Annotated in this window: 12 protein-coding genes; 2 read left to right on the top strand and 10 right to left on the bottom strand. The window is 74.7% G+C overall.

The features are described from left to right. Positions 1–80: 80 nt before the first annotated feature. Positions 81–1,181, top strand: a complete 1,101-nt coding sequence (locus FXF65_RS23075; protein ID WP_148352116.1) for an amidohydrolase family protein — start codon at positions 81–83, stop codon at positions 1,179–1,181. Positions 1,182–1,199: 18 nt separating this feature from the next. Beyond that, positions 1,200–2,588: an FAD-dependent oxidoreductase gene (locus tag FXF65_RS23070; protein ID WP_222868698.1), complete on the top strand. Its 1,389-nt coding sequence runs from the start codon at positions 1,200–1,202 to the stop codon at positions 2,586–2,588. Here the strand turns inward: FXF65_RS23070 and FXF65_RS23065 are convergent. From FXF65_RS23065 to FXF65_RS23020, 10 genes are all read right to left on the bottom strand, one after another. Continuing rightward, a complete protein-coding gene (locus FXF65_RS23065; RefSeq protein ID WP_148352115.1) occupies positions 2,585–3,844 on the bottom strand; it encodes a tetratricopeptide repeat protein in 1,260 nt (419 codons plus the stop codon). The two genes, FXF65_RS23070 and FXF65_RS23065, sit on opposite strands and share 4 nt — an antisense overlap. A gap of 34 nt (positions 3,845–3,878) precedes the next feature. Beyond that, complete coding sequence (locus FXF65_RS23060; protein WP_148352114.1) at positions 3,879–5,000, bottom strand: cystathionine gamma-lyase; 1,122 nt, start codon at positions 4,998–5,000, stop codon at positions 3,879–3,881. Between the two features lie 46 nt (positions 5,001–5,046). Further along, positions 5,047–5,946: a tetratricopeptide repeat protein gene (locus tag FXF65_RS23055; RefSeq protein WP_148352113.1), complete on the bottom strand. Its 900-nt coding sequence runs from the start codon at positions 5,944–5,946 to the stop codon at positions 5,047–5,049. Positions 5,947–5,965: 19 nt separating this feature from the next. Beyond that, entirely contained in the window at positions 5,966–9,466 is a 3,501-nt protein-coding gene (locus FXF65_RS23050; protein ID WP_148352112.1) for a protein kinase domain-containing protein, read from the bottom strand. Positions 9,467–9,502: 36 nt separating this feature from the next. Continuing rightward, entirely contained in the window at positions 9,503–10,441 is a 939-nt protein-coding gene (locus FXF65_RS23045; RefSeq protein ID WP_148352111.1) for an MBL fold metallo-hydrolase, read from the bottom strand. A gap of 34 nt (positions 10,442–10,475) precedes the next feature. Next, on the bottom strand, positions 10,476–11,540 hold the full coding sequence (locus tag FXF65_RS23040) for a rod shape-determining protein (protein ID WP_148352110.1): 1,065 nt from the start codon (positions 11,538–11,540) through the stop codon (positions 10,476–10,478). Between the two features lie 527 nt (positions 11,541–12,067). Beyond that, positions 12,068–13,063 (bottom strand): aldo/keto reductase, encoded by a 996-nt coding sequence (locus FXF65_RS23035; protein ID WP_148352109.1) that lies wholly within the window; start codon positions 13,061–13,063, stop codon positions 12,068–12,070. A 78-nt stretch (positions 13,064–13,141) separates the two neighbouring features. Then, on the bottom strand, positions 13,142–14,155 hold the full coding sequence (locus FXF65_RS23030) for a C40 family peptidase (protein WP_148352108.1): 1,014 nt from the start codon (positions 14,153–14,155) through the stop codon (positions 13,142–13,144). 154 nt (positions 14,156–14,309) lie between these two features. After that, the gene (locus FXF65_RS23025) at positions 14,310–15,749 is read right to left on the bottom strand and encodes a maltokinase N-terminal cap-like domain-containing protein (RefSeq protein ID WP_246199019.1); all 1,440 of its coding nucleotides are present in this window, start codon (positions 15,747–15,749) and stop codon (positions 14,310–14,312) included. Beyond that, on the bottom strand, positions 15,746–16,146 hold a 401-nt coding region (locus tag FXF65_RS23020; protein ID WP_187412465.1), incomplete at its 5' end, for an alpha-glucosidase C-terminal domain-containing protein. The genes FXF65_RS23025 and FXF65_RS23020, both read right to left, overlap by 4 nt.

The following is a 16,146-nucleotide window of genomic DNA, read 5'->3' as shown; positions in this document are numbered from 1 at the left end:
GTAGGAGTGGGTGAGGACGCGGGCGCGGCCCGTAAGGGCATCGTAGGGAGCGGCCGCTCGTTTCAGGGAGGAGGCGGGCCGTGCTCGGGTACCTGGAGTCGCTGCCGCTGCTCGACCACCACTGCCACGGCGTGCTCGGCCGGGACGTCGGCCGTGGCGAGTTCGAGGCGCTGCTGACGGAGGCGGACACCGTTCCGCCGGGCGTGAGCCTGTTCGACACGCAGGTGGGCTTCGCGCTGCGGCGCTGGTGCCCGCCCGTCCTCGGGCTGGACGCGCACGCCGCGCCGGACGACTACCTGGCCCGCCGCGCCGAGCTCGGCGCGGCGGAGGTGAACCGCCGCTTCCTGGAGGCCGCCGGGCTGGCCGCGCTGTGCGTGGACACCGGCTTCGCCCCCGAGGCGATCCTCGACCCGCCGGAGCTCGGCCGGCTCGCCGGGGCGCCCGCGCACGAGATCCTCCGGCTGGAGGCGGTGGCGGAGGAGGTCGCGGCGGGCGGCGGGGACGCCGCGCGGTTCGCCGCCGACGTGCGCGCCCGGATCGACGCGCGGCACGCGGGCGTCGTCGGCGCGAAGTCGATCGCGGCGTACCGGGTCGGGCTGGAGCTGGAGGGGGCGCGGCCGTCCGCCGCGGAGCTCGCCTCGGCGGCCGGGCGGCTGATGCGGCAGAAGGAGCCGCGCGTCTGCGACGAGGTCCTGCACCGCTACCTCGTGTGGTGCGCGGTGGACGCGGGGCTGCCCGTCCAGTTCCACGTCGGGTACGGGGACGCGGACGCCGACCTGCGCCGCGGCGACCCGCTGCTGCTCGCCGGGCTGCTGCGCGCCATGGACCCCGTCCCCGCGCTGCTGCTGCACAACTACCCGTTCCACCGGAACGCCGGGTACCTCGCGCAGGTGCTCCCGAACGTGTACGTCGACGTGGGCCTCGCCACCCACAACCTCGGGCACCGCGCGCCCGCGCTCGTCGCCGAACTCCTGGAGCTGGCCCCGTTCGGGAAGGTGCTTTACTCGTCTGACGCGTTCGGGCTGGCCGAGCTGTACTACCTGGGCGCGGTGCTGTTCCGGCGCGGCCTCGCCGCGTTCCTGGGCGGCGGCGCGGCGGACGGCGCGTGGACGTCCGCGGACGCCGAGCGCGTCGCGCGCCTTGTCGCGTCCGCGAACGCGCGCCGCGTCTACGGGATCTGAGAACGATGGGGGGACCGCGTGGCGGGACGTGAACGGCTGCTGGTCATCGGGGGCGACGCGGCGGGGATGAGCGCCGCGTCGCAGGCCCGCAGGCGGCGCGGCCCGGACGAGTTGGAGATCCTCGTCCTGGAGCGCGGCAACTACGCGTCCTACTCCGCCTGCGGCATCCCCTACTACGTCGGCGGCGACGTCGAGGAACTCGACAAGCTCATCGCCCGCACCCCGGCCGAGTTCCAGGACCGCGACATCGACCTGCGGATCCGCGCGGAGGCCGTCGAGATCGACCTGGACGGCGGCCGGGTCCGCGTCCGCGACGCCGACGGGGGCGGCGAGCGCTGGGAGCACTACGACGACCTGATGGTCGCGACCGGCGCGGTGCCGAAGCGGCCGAGGCTGCCCGGCGCGGACGCGAAGGGCGTCCACGGCGTGCAGATCCTGGACGACGGCGTCGCCGTCCGGCGCGCCCTCGAACGCGACGAGCCGCGCCGCGCGGTCGTCGTGGGCGGCGGCTACATCGGCCTGGAGATGGCCGAGGCGATGGTGAAGCGCGGCCTGGAGGTGTCCATCGTGGACGCCGCCGACCAGCCGATGAGCACCCTCGACCCCGACATGGGCGCGCTCATCGCCGACGCGATCCGCGGCATCGGCGTCGACCTGCACCTGGGCGAGGGCGTCGAGGGGTTCGACACGGCGGCGGACGGGAGCGTCACCGCCGTCCGCACCGCGGGCCGGACGCTGCCCGCCGACCTCGTCGTCCTCGGGCTGGGCGTGCGTCCGAACACCGAGCTGGCACGGGCGGCCGGGATCGAGACCGGGCCGACCGGCGGGATCGTGACCGACCGGCGGATGCGCACCCGCGCCGACCGGGTCTGGGCGGCTGGCGACTGCGTGGAGACGCGGCACCTCGTGTCCGGCGGGCCGGTCGCGATCGCGCTCGGCACGCACGCGAACAAGCAGGGCCGGGTCGCCGGGGTCAACCTCGGCGGCGGCTACGCGACGTTCCCCGGCGTGGTCGGCACCGCCGTGTCCAAGATCTGCCGGGTGGAGGTCGCGCGGACCGGGCTGAACGAGCGGGAGGCCGCGGCGGCCGGGTTCGACGCGCTGAGCGTGGCGGTCGAGTCGACGACCCGCGCCGGATACCACCCGGGCGCGACCGTGATGACGACCAAGCTGATCGCCGAGCGCCGGTCCGGGCGGCTGCTCGGCGCGCAGATCGTCGGCGAGGAGAACGCGGCCAAGCGCGTGGACGGCCTCGCCATCGCGCTGTGGAACGGCATGACGGTCGAGGAGATGACCGGGCTCGACCTCGGCTACGCCCCGCCGTTCGCGCCCGTCTGGGACCCCGTCCTGATCGCCGCCCGCAAGGCCGCCGACGCCGTCGAGGCCGACATGCGACGAGAGAATTAGGCGAAGCGGTTGCTCGGGACCGGGCCGGGGGAGCGGAGGGCGTCCCTGGGCCCGGTCGGCCACCGGTCCGCGACCGCGCGGACGAACCCCGCGAGCGCGTCGTCGGGGTCGGGCGGGGCGCCGTCGGATGCGTCCTCGTCCGGCTCCGGGACGGCGCGGACGATCTCCTCGGCCAGCTCCTCGGCGGGCCGCCCGTCCGGCGGGACGGTCTCCGGCCCGCCGCCCGGCGACACCTGGAGCCGCTCGCCCCACGGCGACTTCGCGACCTGGTGCAGCAGGCCGCTGACGTCGGCGGTCACGGCCGGGGGATCGGTCCAGCAGGTGGCGCGCTCGAACAGGACCTGCCCCTCGGCGCGCTCCCACAGCCCGTCGGGATCGGCGGCCTCGTTCAGGTCGTAGGCGACGACGAGCGCGTCCGGGCGGGCCGGGTCGAACGGCTCGGCGGGCAGCCCGAACAGCCGCGCGGCCGCCAGCCCGAGGACGCGGCTCGACCGGTCGGGCAGCAGGCCCACGGACGCGGGCCGCCGTCCCGCCGCGTCCAGGACGAGCCGCAGCCGGTCCAGCGTCCGACGGCACGTCTCGAAGGTGTCGGAGGTGTAGGCGAACCGTCCCGTCATGCCGTCGTCGAATCCGTACGGGGAGATCGTGAGGAGGACGCCGCCGCCCAGCGTGAACTGCCAGCCGCGCAGGTCCCTGCGGTCGAGCGGTCCGGCGGCCCGTGCCGCGCGGGCCCGGTCGAGCATCAGGGCGAGCCGGTCGAGGGCGGGCGCCCAGTCGGCGTCGTCCGGCGGCGGGACGCGCGCGGCCTCCCGCTCGGCGCGGTCGACGTCCCCGGCGAGCAGCGCGTTGTGGGCCAGCAGGTACCGCGCGGGCCACGGGTCGAGCGCGTCCATCCGGGGCTCCAGCGCCTGGACGGCCTCCGCGTGCCGGTTCTCCCGTTCCAGTGCGGCGACCAGCTCCATCAGCAGGGCGGGCTCGTCCGGGAGGAGGGCGATCGCCGCGCGCAACGCCGGGATCGCGAGGAACGCGACACCGCGCTCGATGCACGCGTAGCCGAAGTCGTACAGCTCCTGCGGGCCCTGCCGGGCCGCCATCGCCTCGGCGGCCGCGCGCAGGTCGTCGAACCCGGACCGCTCGGCCGCGCCCGCCATCAGCCGGGCGACCTCGGCCAGGTCCATCGTCTCCGCGTTGAACCGCAGATGCCGGATCAGCCCGGCGATGTCGCCGTTCTCCAGAAGTGCCCGAGCGTCGGTCATGGGCGGCCACGTTACCGCCGGCGCCGCCCGCGGATCATGGCGTTCTCCCCAGTGCCGCGTCGGCGGCGTGAAGGACGTCGGCGACCAGATCCTCGGTGTTCTCGATTCCGGCGGAGAAACGGACGAAACCCGGTGGGACGGCGTCGCCGCCCCACCGTTCCCGCCGTTCCGCGGAACTGTGCACGCCGCCGAAACTGGTGGCCTGCATGACGAGGCGCAGCGAACCGAGGAACGTCTCGGCGGCCGTTTCGTCCGGCAGCGCGAACGACAGGACGCCGCCGAACCGCCGCATCTGCCGGACGGCGGTCCCGTGCGACGGGTCGCCGGGAAGCCCGGGATAGCGGAGCCCCGAGATCCCGGGGCGCTCGCGCAGCGCCTCGGCGAGCGCGAGCGCGTTCGCGGCCTGCCGTTCCAGCCGCAGTTCCAGGGTCGCGAGGGACCGGTGCGCGAGCCACGCCTCCATCGGCCCCGGAATGGCGCCCACGGTCTTGCGCCACACCCGGATCCGCTCGGCGAATTCGGGGTTCCGCGTGGCGACGTGGCCGAGCAGCAGGTCGCCGTGCCCGGTCATCGCCTTCGTGTCGCTCGCGACGGAGAAGTCGGCGCCGAGGTTGAGCGGACGCTGCCCGAGCGGCGTCGCGAACGTGTTGTCGACCGCGACGAGCGCGCCCGCGGCGTGCGCGGCCTCGGCGATCCGCGCGATGTCGCACACGTCGAGGTTCGGGTTGGACGGCGTCTCCAGCCACACCAGGCGGGCCCCCGCCAGCAGGCGGAGCTGCGCCTCGCCCGCCGTGGGCGCCGTCCGGACGGTGACCCCGTACGACTCCAGCCGCTCTTTCAGCGCCCGCGTCGTGTGGTAGCAGTCGTCGGGCATGACGACGACGTCCCCGGTCCGCGCCTGCGACAGCAGCACGCTCGCGACGGCCGCCATCCCGGACGAGAACGCCACGGCCTCGGCGCCGCCTTCGAGCTCGCCGATGGCGCGTTCCAGGAGCGTCCAGGTCGGATTGCCGTCGCGGCCGTAGGTGTACGGGCCGCTCGCCTCCCCGGCCAGGTGGTAGTGCGCGGCGAACACCGGGCCCGGCAGCCCCGGTGCGTGGTTCTCCGGCGCGGGCCGCCCCGCGCCGACGGCCAGCGTCCCGTCCCCGACCCTCACCCGGCGTCCCTTCCTCGAACCAGCAGGTCACCCCCAGTTTCGCAGGTCAGGCTTCGCGGAGTGAATCGGAGATGCCCCGGGCGAGGTCCGCCTCCTCGGTGCGGCCGAGGCGGTCCAGCGCGTACGCCTTGTTGTAATAGTCGTTCCACGAGTCGAGGCCGTTGTCGATGGCGTAGTCGATGAAGGGGAGCGCCTCGGCGAAACGGCCGAGTTTCACGAGCGCCGCGCCTTTGATGCTGTGCGCGCTCGCGGCGTCGTAGGTGCTGCCGCCCCGGGTTCGGCCGGCGGTGAGAAGGGCGAGGACGTGGTCGGCGGCGGCCAGCGCCTCCGCGTCGCGGTCCTGGTCGAGAACGAGCACGGCCCGGTTGAGGTGCGCGGCCGGAAATCCGGGCTGGAGCGCGATCGTCCGGTCATAGGCGTCGATCGCGTCTTCGATGCGTTCCATGCGCGCGAATGCCCCGGCCTTTTCGTAGAGCGCGTCCACGTTCGACGGGTTGTGCCGGAGCGCGTTCTCGAACGCGTCGACAGCTTCGGCGCCCCGGTCGAGTTGGACGAGCGCGCCGCCCCGCCAGTAATGCGCCGCCGCGTATTCGGGACGCAGCCGGATCGCCTCGCCGAGTTCGGCCAGCGCGTCCTCCGGCCGCTCGGACTCGACGAGTTCGACGCCGCGCCGGAGATGCTCCACCGCGGGCGGGCGCGGCCGTCCGCTGAGCTGTTCCAGCCGTTTCCCCGGCGCGAGCCTCCCGCCGCAGGACGCGCAACGAGGCGCGCGGAACCGTGTGCCCGGCGCGTGGCAGAGGTCGCAGAAATTGTCGCCGCAGTCCTCGCAGATCATGAACTCGATCGCGAAGTGCTCAGGGTCGTTCACCGCGACGGGATTGCCGCCGCGCGCCTTCGACACCGAGATGAGCCGCATGCACGCCCAGCCCGAGCATTTGAGGAGCATGGTCGCCGTCCTTTCCCGCTTACGTGTGATCCGCGAATTCGTAGTCCCAGTCGATGTCCCAGGCGCGCATCGTGCCGTCCTTGGCCTGCGACACCGCGACGGTGGCGTCGGCGCTCAGCCGCACCCGCTGGACGGGCGCGGTGTGCGCGTCGACGGTGAGCAGGCGGCGGCCGGTCGGGACGTCCCACATCCGGAGCGTCCCGTCGTCCTCGCCCGACAGCGCGAACCGGTCGTCGTCCGCGCACCGCGCCAGGCAGGCGGACGACCCGGACAGCGTGTGCAGCAGGCGCCCGCCCGGCACGTCCCAGACGCGGAGTTCGCCGCGCGGCCCGAGCGTGGTGGCGAGCCCGCCGTCGCCGGTCACCTCGATCGCGGCCATCTCCTCGGACGGTCCCGGCACGTAGCCGTCCGCCTCGCCGGTCGCGCCGTCGGCCGTCCACAGCGTCCCGACCGTGTGGCCGCAGGTGACGATCCGCCGGCCGTCCGCGCTCGGCGCGGCGGGCGGACAGCCGGGCAGCACGTGCCGCCGCTTGCGGTCCAGGTCCCACATCGTCGCGACCCGCTGGAAGTCGCCGACGAGGAGGGTCCGCCCGCCGGGCCCGAACCGCACCGACAGGACGAACCCGCCGTGCCCCTTCAGGACGTGCCTGCACCTGCCCTTGCGGAGGTCCCACACCCGGACGGTGCCGCGCTGGTCGCCGGTCGCGGCGAGGAGGCCGTCCGGGCTGACCGCGATCGTCCGCACCTCGGCCCGGTGCCCGGCGAGCACGCGGACGCATTCGCCGGACGCCGCGTCCCACACCCTGACCTTCTCGTCGCTGGCCCCGGTGAGCAGGCGGCGGCCGTCCGGCGTGAAGGCGGCGCACCCCACGGACACGCCGCCGACCCGCAACGTGTGCCGGACGTCGCCGGACGCCACGTCCACCAGCCGCACGATCGGCCACCCGCCGAACGTGACCGCGAGGAGGTCGCCGCCGGGCGCGAGGTCGCAGTCCTGCACGGACATGCCGTCCGGGCCCGGCAGCTCCCGCGCCTGCCAGGCCGCGGCGGGCGCCGTCCGGCGGCCGTGCCGCCCGGTCCGCCGCCACAGGTCGAGCAGGTCGCGGTTGCGGGCGTGGCCGGGGACGTTCCGCGCGGCGCGCAGCTCGGCCGCCGCCCGCGCCCACCGTCCGGCGTCGGCGAGCCCGCGCGCCCGCGCGAGGGCGAGGTCCACGGTTCCCGCGTCGCGGGTCAGCTCGGCGGCGGCGCGCGGCCTGGCGTGGCTCCACGGCGAGCGCGGGCCCGCGTGCGCGAGCCGCCACGCCCGGACCTCCGGCCCGCCGGACGCGGTGAGCGCGAGCCGTCCGTCCGCACTGAGGACGGCCGTCCCGGCGGCGGTCCCCTCGCCCGGCAGCGTGCGGAGGCAGCGGCCTTCCCGCAGGTCCCAGAGCTGGGGGCCGTCCGGTCCGGTGGCGAGCGCCCAGGCTCCGTCGCCGCTGACGGCGAACCCCGTGCCGCGCGCGGCCGGGACCTCGGCGGTGCGGAGGACGCGGCCCGCGACCGCGTCCCACACGCGCAGCTCCGTCTCGACCGCGGCCAGCGCGGCGCGCCCGTCCGCGCTGAACGTGACGCGGGCGCGGGGGAGCGGCGTCGAGCGGACGAGCGCGCCCGTCCCGAGGTCCCAGGCGCGCAGGCGCATGGTCGTCGGCTCCCACCGCACGACGTGCCGCCCGTCGCCCGTCACCGCGACGGCCCCGCCGATCCGCGACGGGAGATCCTGCTCCCGTTGCAGGGTGCGGACGCAGTGCCCGGTCGCGACGTCCCATACCCGGACGGCGCCGCCCTCGGTGGCCGACACGAGCAGGGCGCCGTCCGGCGTGAAGGCCAGCGCGTCGACCCGGCTCGCGTGGTCGTCGATGCGGTGCAGAAGGCGGCCGTCGCGGACGTCCCAGACGAGCATGACGCGGTCGCCGCCGCCCGAGGCGACGTGCCGCGCGCTCGCCGCGACCGCCCGCACGCCGCCGTCCGGACCGGCGGCGTGCGCGGGGAGGAGGGTGTGCCGGCAGCGGCCGGTGGCGAGGTCCCAGACGCGGACGGCGCCGCCCTCCGATCCCGGCTCGGGCGGCGACGAGGCGTCCGCGCTCCCGCTCACCGCGAACGCGCCGCCGGGGTCGAGCGCGATCGCCCGCACCGCGTTCGCGTGCCCCGCGAGGACCAGCGGGGGCGGCGGGACGTCCGCGCGCCCGGCACGTTCCAGCGCGGCGGCGGGCTCCGGCGCGTCCGGCGCGCGCCCGGCGGCGGACCGCAGCAGCGGCACCGCCTCGGCCGGGTCGCCGCGCTCCAGCAGGACGAGCCCGAGCAGGTGGTCGCAGGCCCACACGTCCGGATGCGTCTCCCGGACCCGCCGCAGCTCCGCGACGAGCTGCGCGTCCGTCAGCCGGGCCGCGCGCCAGCGGTGCAGGCCCCGGTTGTAGACGGCGTGCGGGTTGTGCGGGTCGGCCGCCAGCGCCCGCTCCCACAGCGCCTCCGCGCGCTCGGCGTGGCCGAGGTCGAGCATGGACAGCGCCTGGTTCGACAGGCCGTCCGCGAGCAGCGTCGCCCGCGCCGGACGGTCCCGCGGATACGGCTCGCCGGCCGCCTCCGCGTAGACGGTGACCAGCGCGTCGGCGATCTCGCCCATCCCGCCGGGACGCGCCGCCGGATCCGGCCGGAAGCAAGCCCGCAGCAGGTCGACGAGGCCGGGCGGCGGCACGGGCAGCTCGTCCCGCGTCGCGCGGGAGAGGAACTCCTCGAACGCCTCGCGCGCCGTCTCCCCGGACCGGGTCGGCGCGCCGCCGGCGAACATCGACAGGACGCTCAGCGCCCACGACCACATGTCCGTCGCGCGGGTCAGCGCGACGTGCTCGCCCGCCGCCGCCCGCGCCTGCTCCGGCGAGCAGTACGCGGGCGTCAGGCCCGCGAAGCTGACCAGCGGATCGGGGTCGGGGCGCGGCTCGCCGCCCTCGCCCGCCCGGATCCGCGCCTTCGCCAGCCCGAAGTCGGTGACCTTGACCGTGCCGTCCGCGGCGAGCATCACGTTGGCGGGCTTCACGTCCTGGTGGACGAGCCCGGCGCCGTGCGCGTGCTCCAGCCCCCACGCGAACTGGATCGCGACGTCCAGGAACCGGGCGACCGCGCGCCGCTCGTCGGGCCCGCGTAACCGTCCCTCGCGGACCGCGTCGGCGAGGCTGCCGCCGTCCACCCACTCGGCGAACACGCCCGGCACCTGCCCGATCCGGCGCACGTACGCGCATTCCACGGTGTTCGGATGCGGCCCGAGCCCGACCCACGTCTCCGCCTCGGTCGCGAACTCGCGGACGCCCCACTCGGTGCCGACCAGTTCGGGTCGCGGCACCTTCACGGCGAGCTCGGCGTCCCAGCCGCGGTGCCGCACCCGGTACACGAGACCCATCCCGCCGGTCACGATGACGTCGAGCACGTCGTAGAGGTCGAGGAGGACGTCGCCGCGCCGCCACGTCCGGGAGGCGTTCGCGTCGATCACCCAGCCGATCCTACGGGCGACGCGGCCCGGCGGGGATCACGCGCGGCAGGTCAGCGGTCGCCCTCCGTTGAACTCGATCATGTCGTTGAGCGCCGCGACCAGGTCGATCCGCCCGCCGGGTTCGAGGCCGTCCAGCTCGGCGTAGGCGCGGTGCAGGTTGCCGACGAGCCGCTCGGCGTCGGTCAGCTCGGCGAACGGCCCGAGGTCGGCCTCCCGCGCCGCCTCCAGCGGGGTCAGCCCGGCCGGTTTCGCGGCGGCGGCCGTCGTCTGCACGAACCGCGCGTACTCGACGACGCGGTCGATCAGCTCGGGGCCGCCGACCGGGCCGTGCCCGGGGACGATCGTCTCCGCGTCCAGCGGCGCGACGACCTCCTCCAGGACCTTGAGCGCGCCCGCGACCGACCCCATCATGAGGAACGGCGTGCCGCCGTTGAACAGCAGGTCGCCGCAGAACAGCACCCGCCGCTCCGGGATCCACACGATGGAGTCGTTGGTGGTGTGCGCGGGCGTCCCGACGTGCCGGACGTCGCAGCGCAGGTCGTCCACCCAGAGGGTCACGCCCTCGGTGTAGGTGAGGAACGGCGGTTCGATCTCGACGTCGCCCCAGTCGACCTTCGTCCAGAACGGCTCGTCGAACGGCTTGCCCCAGGCGAGCGCGCCCTCGCGCGTCCCCTCGTGGCCGACGACGGTCGCGCCGGGGAACAGGTAGTTGCCGAACGTGTGGTCGCCGTGGTGGTGCGTGTTGACCAGCGTCCGGACGGGACGGCTCGTCACCGACCCGATCGCGTCCAGGTAGGCGCGCGTCCTGCGCTCGGTGGAGCAGGAGTCGACGCTCGTCACGCCGCGCGAGCCGACGAGGAACCCGGTGTTGTTGATCCACCAGGTGCCGTCCGGCTGGACGTAGGCGAACACCCCGTCCGAGACCTCTTCCAGGTGTGGGCTGCCGGGCCCCTCGCGGCCGGGTGCGTCGCTCATGAAACCCGGATCCTAGTCCGCTCCGGCGGCCGGGTCAGTGCTCGAACTCCGGGATCGTCGTCAGCACCTGCGGGCGCGGCGAGGTCTGCCGCGCGGGCGGCTCCTGCGAGCGCGCCGACCGAAGCACCTCGCCGGCGCCGAGGACGGCGGCGTCGCCGGTGTCGTCCCCGATCCGCGCGGCGAGGCCCGTCCGCTCCCGGATCAGCCGCTCAAGGCCGGGCAGCCTGGCGCACCCGCCGGTAAGGGTGACGCCGACGCCGAGCAGGTCTCCGGAGATCTCCGGGGAGCAGCCCGCGAGCCCGGCCTGCACCGCGTCGACGATCTCCGCGACCGGCCCGGCGATCGCCCGGCCGACGTCCACGGTGGTGAGGACGATCTCGCGCGGCATCCCGGTCGCGACGTCCCGGCCGTGCACCACGGTCTGCCGGACCGGCCGCCGCCCGAGCGGCGGCACCGCCCCGACCTCCAGCTTCGCCTGCTCCGCCGTGGACACCGACAGCGTCACGTTGTGCTCCCGGCGCACCATCGCGACGATCGCCCGGTCCAGCGCCGACCCGCCGACGTGCGCGGTGTGGGACGTGACGAGCCCGCCGAACGAGATCACCCCGACGTCGGTGACGTCCGCGCCGATGTCGGCGACGACCGCGACCTCGGGCCGCGCGGACGAGGTCAGCCCCATCCCGATCGCGGCGGCGATCGGCGTCGGCACGAGCGTGAGCCGCCGCGCGCCCGCCTGGTACGCGGAGAACTGCAGCGCCCGGTAGTGGACGGACGTCAGCCCGCTCGGCACCGTCACGACCAGCCGGGGGCGCGCCGTGTAGTGCCTCCTGTGGTGCTTGCGGACGAGGTAGCGCATCAGGTACTCGGCCTCGTCGGTCTCGGTGGGCGCGCCCTCTCTGATCGGGCGGACGAGCGTGACGTCGGGGTTGCGGCCCGCCATGTCCCGGGCGGGGGAGCCGAGGGCGAGGATGCGCCCGGTGCGGCGGCACCGGGCGAGCACGGACGGTTCGCGGCAGACGACGCCGCGGTCCCGCACGTGCATGCGGACGGTGGCGCTGCCCAGGTCGATTGCGGTGTCACGGCCCGCGAAGTCCCACATCGCGTCCCTCCCAGATCGCCCCGAAAGTCGCAAGAGCCCTCTTGATGCCCTCCCGTCCCGGGGCCGATGCCCATGGCCCGGTAAGCGAATAGCAAGGTCATGGCGATCACCGATCCGGCATGTCCGGAAGGTGAACGGGGACTCGGCGCCCGCCCGGGGCCCAGGGCCGGGCGGGCGTCAAGAGATCATGTGAAAACGGTGTGGGGCGGCGGCTCGTGGTGTCGGGGCGCCGTGTCGGGGCTTCGTGCGGGGGCTTCGTGCGGGGGCTTCGTGCGGGGGCTTCGTGTCGGGGGCGGCGCGGACCCGCTGGAGCTCGCCGCCCGACAGAGCTCCAGCGGGACGTCCGCGAACGGCGCGGCCGCCGGCGTCGGCGCGGCACCGCGTGCCCCGGCCGCGCGGGCGCCGCGCGGCGTGCGGGACGTTTCACCTCAGAACAATGAAAACGGTTATCGTCGCAAGATAGCACGACTCGTCCGGAACGTCCCTGGCACGATCCGGCCACGGCCGTCAGCGCGGGAGCGCGGCGACTACCAGGCGAACGCCTCCGGCGACTCGCCGGGGCCGGGGAAGATCTCGTCCAGCCCGGCGAGGAACTCCTCGGACAGGTCGAGCTCCGCCGCGCGCAGCGCCGAGTCGAGCTGCTCGCGGGTGCGGGGGCCGACGATCGGGCCGGTCACGCCGGGACGGGTGAGCAGCCAGGCGAGGCCGACCTCGCCGGGCTCCGCGCCGTGCTCGGCGCACAGGTCCTCGTACGCCTGGATGCGGGCGCGCGTCGCCGGGTCGGCGAGCATCTGCTGCGCGTGCCCCGACCGGGACCGCGCCGCGCCGCCCTCGCGCTCCTTGCGCAGCGCGCCGCCGAGCGCCCCGCCGTGCAGCGGCGACCACGGGACCACGCCGAGCCCGTACTCGCGCGCGGCCGGGATCACCTCCATCTCGGCGCGCCGCTCGGCCAGGTTGTACAGGCACTGTTCGCTGACCAGCCCGAGCGAGCCGCGCCGCGCGGCCGTCTCGTTGGCCCGCGCGATGCCCCAGCCGGGGAAGTTCGACGACCCCGCGTACAGCACCTTGCCCTGCTGGACGAGCACGTCGATCGCCTGCCAGATCTCGTCCCAGGGCGTCGTCCGGTCGATGTGGTGGAACTGGTAGAGGTCGATGTGGTCGGTGCCGAGCCGCCGCAGGGACGCCTCGGCCGCCCGCCGGATGTTCAGCGCGGACAGCCGGCCCTGGTTCGGCCAGGGGTCGCCCTCCGTCCCCATGTCGCCGTACACCTTCGTGGCGAGGACGGTCTTGTCGCGGCGCCCGCCGCCCTTGGCGAACCAGCTCCCGATGATCTCCTCGGTGCGGCCCTTGTCGGCGCCCCAGCCGTAGACGTTCGCGGTGTCGAAGAGGTTGACGCCGGCGTCGAGCGCGGCGTCCATGATGGCGTGGGCGTCGGGCTCTTCGGTGTGGGGGCCGAAGTTCATCGTGCCGAGCACCACGCGGCCGACCTTGAGGCCGGTCCGGCCGAGACGGATGTAGTCCATGGAGCACCAGTCGAGCATCTGGACCGCGCTCCAGGTCAAGCGCGCCGCCCGTGGCGCGGGCGGCGCGCGCCGCCCGGATCAGTTCGGGACGTGGCCGGGCGCCGTCAGGTCGCCCGCCGGGCCGACGTACTTCGCCCAGGTGCGCCGGCCCGGGTCGGCCTTGTACCTGGGCCTCGGCGCCGGGTTGGTGTCCTCCGGCGGCGTGTCCGGGTCGGCCGCCGTGGCGGCCGCCTTCACACCGGTGTGGCCGGGAGCGGGATCGGGGGCGTGTTCCGATGGTTTATCGGGTGATTTGGGCAATGTATCGGTAGGTGGCGGAATATGGGGGCTCCGCTGATTATCTGGCGGTTTTTGATCGGCATCCTCCTCTTGGGCGCTCATCCGGTCGATCTTCCGGACGAGCTCCTTCACCGAAGCCGACCATTCCCTGTACGCGGGGGCCCCCGGACGTACGGCGCCCGCGAACTGCCTTTTACGGGTGCCGCCGAGCTTGTCGATCCGGACCCGCGCGCCCGCGTGCGGGGCGTGCAGGAAACGTCCGTTCCCGACGTACATTCCGACATGGCTGCGGCCGTGGAAGAAGATGAGGTCGCCCGGCTTGAGGTCGCTCAGGCCCACCTTCCGCTTCACTCCCCGGTACTGCGCGTACGTGACGCGGGGCAGGTGGACGCCCCCCTTCCGCCACGCGGCCATCGCGAGCCCCGAGCAGTCGTAGCCGTTGGGACCGTCGGCCCCCCACCGGTACGGCTTGCCGATCTGCTTGCGCGCGAACGAGATCGCCCGCTTCGCCCGATGCCGCTGGCCCGCCTCGCGCGTCCGGTAGGCGTCGTAGGCCCTGACCTTCCTCAACGTGGCCGAGTCCAGATGCAGGCTTCTCAGCACGGTGGGGTTGAGCTCCGCCAGCGCGTGCGAACTCAGCGGCGCGGCGAGCGCGAACCCGGTCGCCGCCGCGGTGACGGCGGCGCGGACCGCCCTCCGTTTTCGGACGGCCGCCCGGGCTTGGCCGGTATCGCCTTCGGACACCGTGTCCGCGGCCGTGTCCGCGGCCGTGTCCCGGGTGCCTGTCCCGTTGCTGCGAGGTGCGATGGACATTCGCGTGCTCTCCGTTCCGGATCGTTCGGGTTTCCGGCGGCAGGTGATCTCCCGCCGTGGATTCGGATACCCGTTGAACGCTCCGGAATTTTGCGACCGCGCCGATTTTGCATGATCATGACGTCGAATTAAGGTCGGCCTTTCGTGTCTTTGGTCAAGCGGTCAGATGGGCGAGCGATGTCAGCGGAACGGGCAGCCACGCGGGCCGGTTCCGCGCCTCGTACCGGACCTCGTAAACGGCCTTCTCGAATTCGAAGGCGCGGATGAGCACCGAGTGCGCCGCCGGGTCGGCGCCGCCCGCGGCCGCGTAGCCGCGGCAGAACGCCGCCCGGTTCCGCGCCGCCCAGGCGTGCGCCCTGGTCTCCGGCCGGCCGCCCGGCTCGGGCGGTTTCGTCCCCGGCTTGGCGATGAGGAAGCGGGCCGCGTACTCGAAGGAGCGGAGCATTCCGGCGACGTCGCGGAGCGGGTGGGCGAGGGCGCGGCGCTCGGCGGGCGGCCGGGCGGGCTCGCCCTCGAAGTCGAGCAGCGTCCAGCCGCCCTCGGTGCGCAGCACCTGGCCGAGGTGGTAGTCGCCGTGCACGCGCTGCACCGGCAGCGGCTCCGCCCGCGCCGCCAGGTCCAGGAACGCGCCGGTCAGCGCCTTCGCGTGCGGGGCGAGGCCGGGCACGTCCCGGCAGGTGCCGGTCAGCTCGGCGTTCATCCGCGCCGCCATCGCGCCCACCTCGGCGGCGGGCAGGACGGTCACGCCGAACGCGTCCGCGAGCGCCCGGTGCACCTCGGCGGTCGCCGCGCCGAGCCGCTCCGCCTCGGCCGCGAAGTCGCCGCCCGCGGCGCTCGCGTCCAGCTCGGCCCACTCGCCGTCGCCGGGCCGCGGCGTGTGCGCGAACCAGTCGCGGACGCTCGCGATCGCGAGGCTCCAGCCGTTCGCGCCGGTGTGCAGGTAGTCGGAGAGCAGCCCAAGGGTGACGGGCCCCGCGTCGGGACCGCCCGCCCGCGCGTCCGGGCCGGGCTCCAGCTCGATCCAGCCGTGGACGGACGGGACGTGCGCGCACCCGCGGCGGGACAGCGCGAGGTTCACCTCCAGATCGAGGTTGACGCCCCGGCTGAGCCGCCGGAACAGCTTGCAGATGTAGACGTCGCCGAACAGCAGCGAGGTGTTGCTCTGCTCGGCGGTGATGGGCAGGCTCGCGAGGTCGGTCCGGATGGCGGCGCCCGGCGCGTGGTGGAACCGCAGCGGGCCGCTGGACGACCCGGCGGCCAGCTCGGCGAGCAGGACCCGCGTCAGGTCGGGGTCGTGCGCCGCGTCGTACAGGCGCACGTCTCGGCGGGCGGTGCGCCCGCCGATCTCGACGTGCCGCAACCGGTCCGGCAGGTCGCTCCGGACGCCGAGCAGCAGTTGGTAATGGTCGGTGACGCCGTTCTGGTGGACGTCCAGGACGAGGTGGTGAAGCGCGGGATCGCCGGAGCGGAGTTGGGTGGCGGTGCCGATGGAGAGGTCGTCGATGGGGCCGTCCTTGCCGCCGAACCACCGCTGCCTCGGCAGCCATTCCGCGAGGTCCCGCGTGAGAGCGGGGCGCGAGGGCAGCACGGTCACAGGGCCTTGGCCGAGGCCGCCGGGGCGGGCTCCAATTCGTCGTCCGGCGGGATGAGCTGGAACCAGTAGAAGCCGTGCCCGGGAAGCGTCAGCAGATACGGCAGTTCACCGATGGCCGGGAATTGGACGCCGCCCATGCATTCCACGGGGGAGTACCCCTCGAAGCGGCGTAGGTCGAGTTCGACCGGTTGCGGGAACCGGGAAAGGTTGCTGACGCACAGGACCGCGTCCATCTCGCCCCAGGGGCTTTCGTCCTCGGTGATCTCTCGTGTGAAGGCGAGGACGGAGGGGTTGGAGGCGGAGAGTTCGACGTAGGAGCCGACGCCGAAGACGGGGTGGCGTTGGCGGATTTCGATCATTTTGCGGGTCCAGTGGAGCAGGGATCCGGGGTTGTTGG

Source organism: Actinomadura syzygii (assembly GCF_008085905.1).
In the GTDB taxonomy this organism is placed as follows: domain Bacteria; phylum Actinomycetota; class Actinomycetes; order Streptosporangiales; family Streptosporangiaceae; genus Spirillospora; species Spirillospora syzygii.
This window is presented reverse-complemented; position numbering and strand designations above follow the sequence as displayed.

Coding starts and splice junctions, on each gene's coding strand:
- FXF65_RS23065 (WP_148352115.1), bottom strand. CDS start 3,844: ATGACCGACGCTCGGGCACTTCTGGAGAACGGCGACATCGCCGGGCTG.
- FXF65_RS23040 (WP_148352110.1), bottom strand. CDS start 11,540: ATGTGGGACTTCGCGGGCCGTGACACCGCAATCGACCTGGGCAGCGCC.
- FXF65_RS23045 (WP_148352111.1), bottom strand. CDS start 10,441: ATGAGCGACGCACCCGGCCGCGAGGGGCCCGGCAGCCCACACCTGGAA.
- FXF65_RS23035 (WP_148352109.1), bottom strand. CDS start 13,063: ATGGACTACATCCGTCTCGGCCGGACCGGCCTCAAGGTCGGCCGCGTG.
- FXF65_RS23055 (WP_148352113.1), bottom strand. CDS start 5,946: ATGCTCCTCAAATGCTCGGGCTGGGCGTGCATGCGGCTCATCTCGGTG.
- FXF65_RS23030 (WP_148352108.1), bottom strand. CDS start 14,155: ATGTCCATCGCACCTCGCAGCAACGGGACAGGCACCCGGGACACGGCC.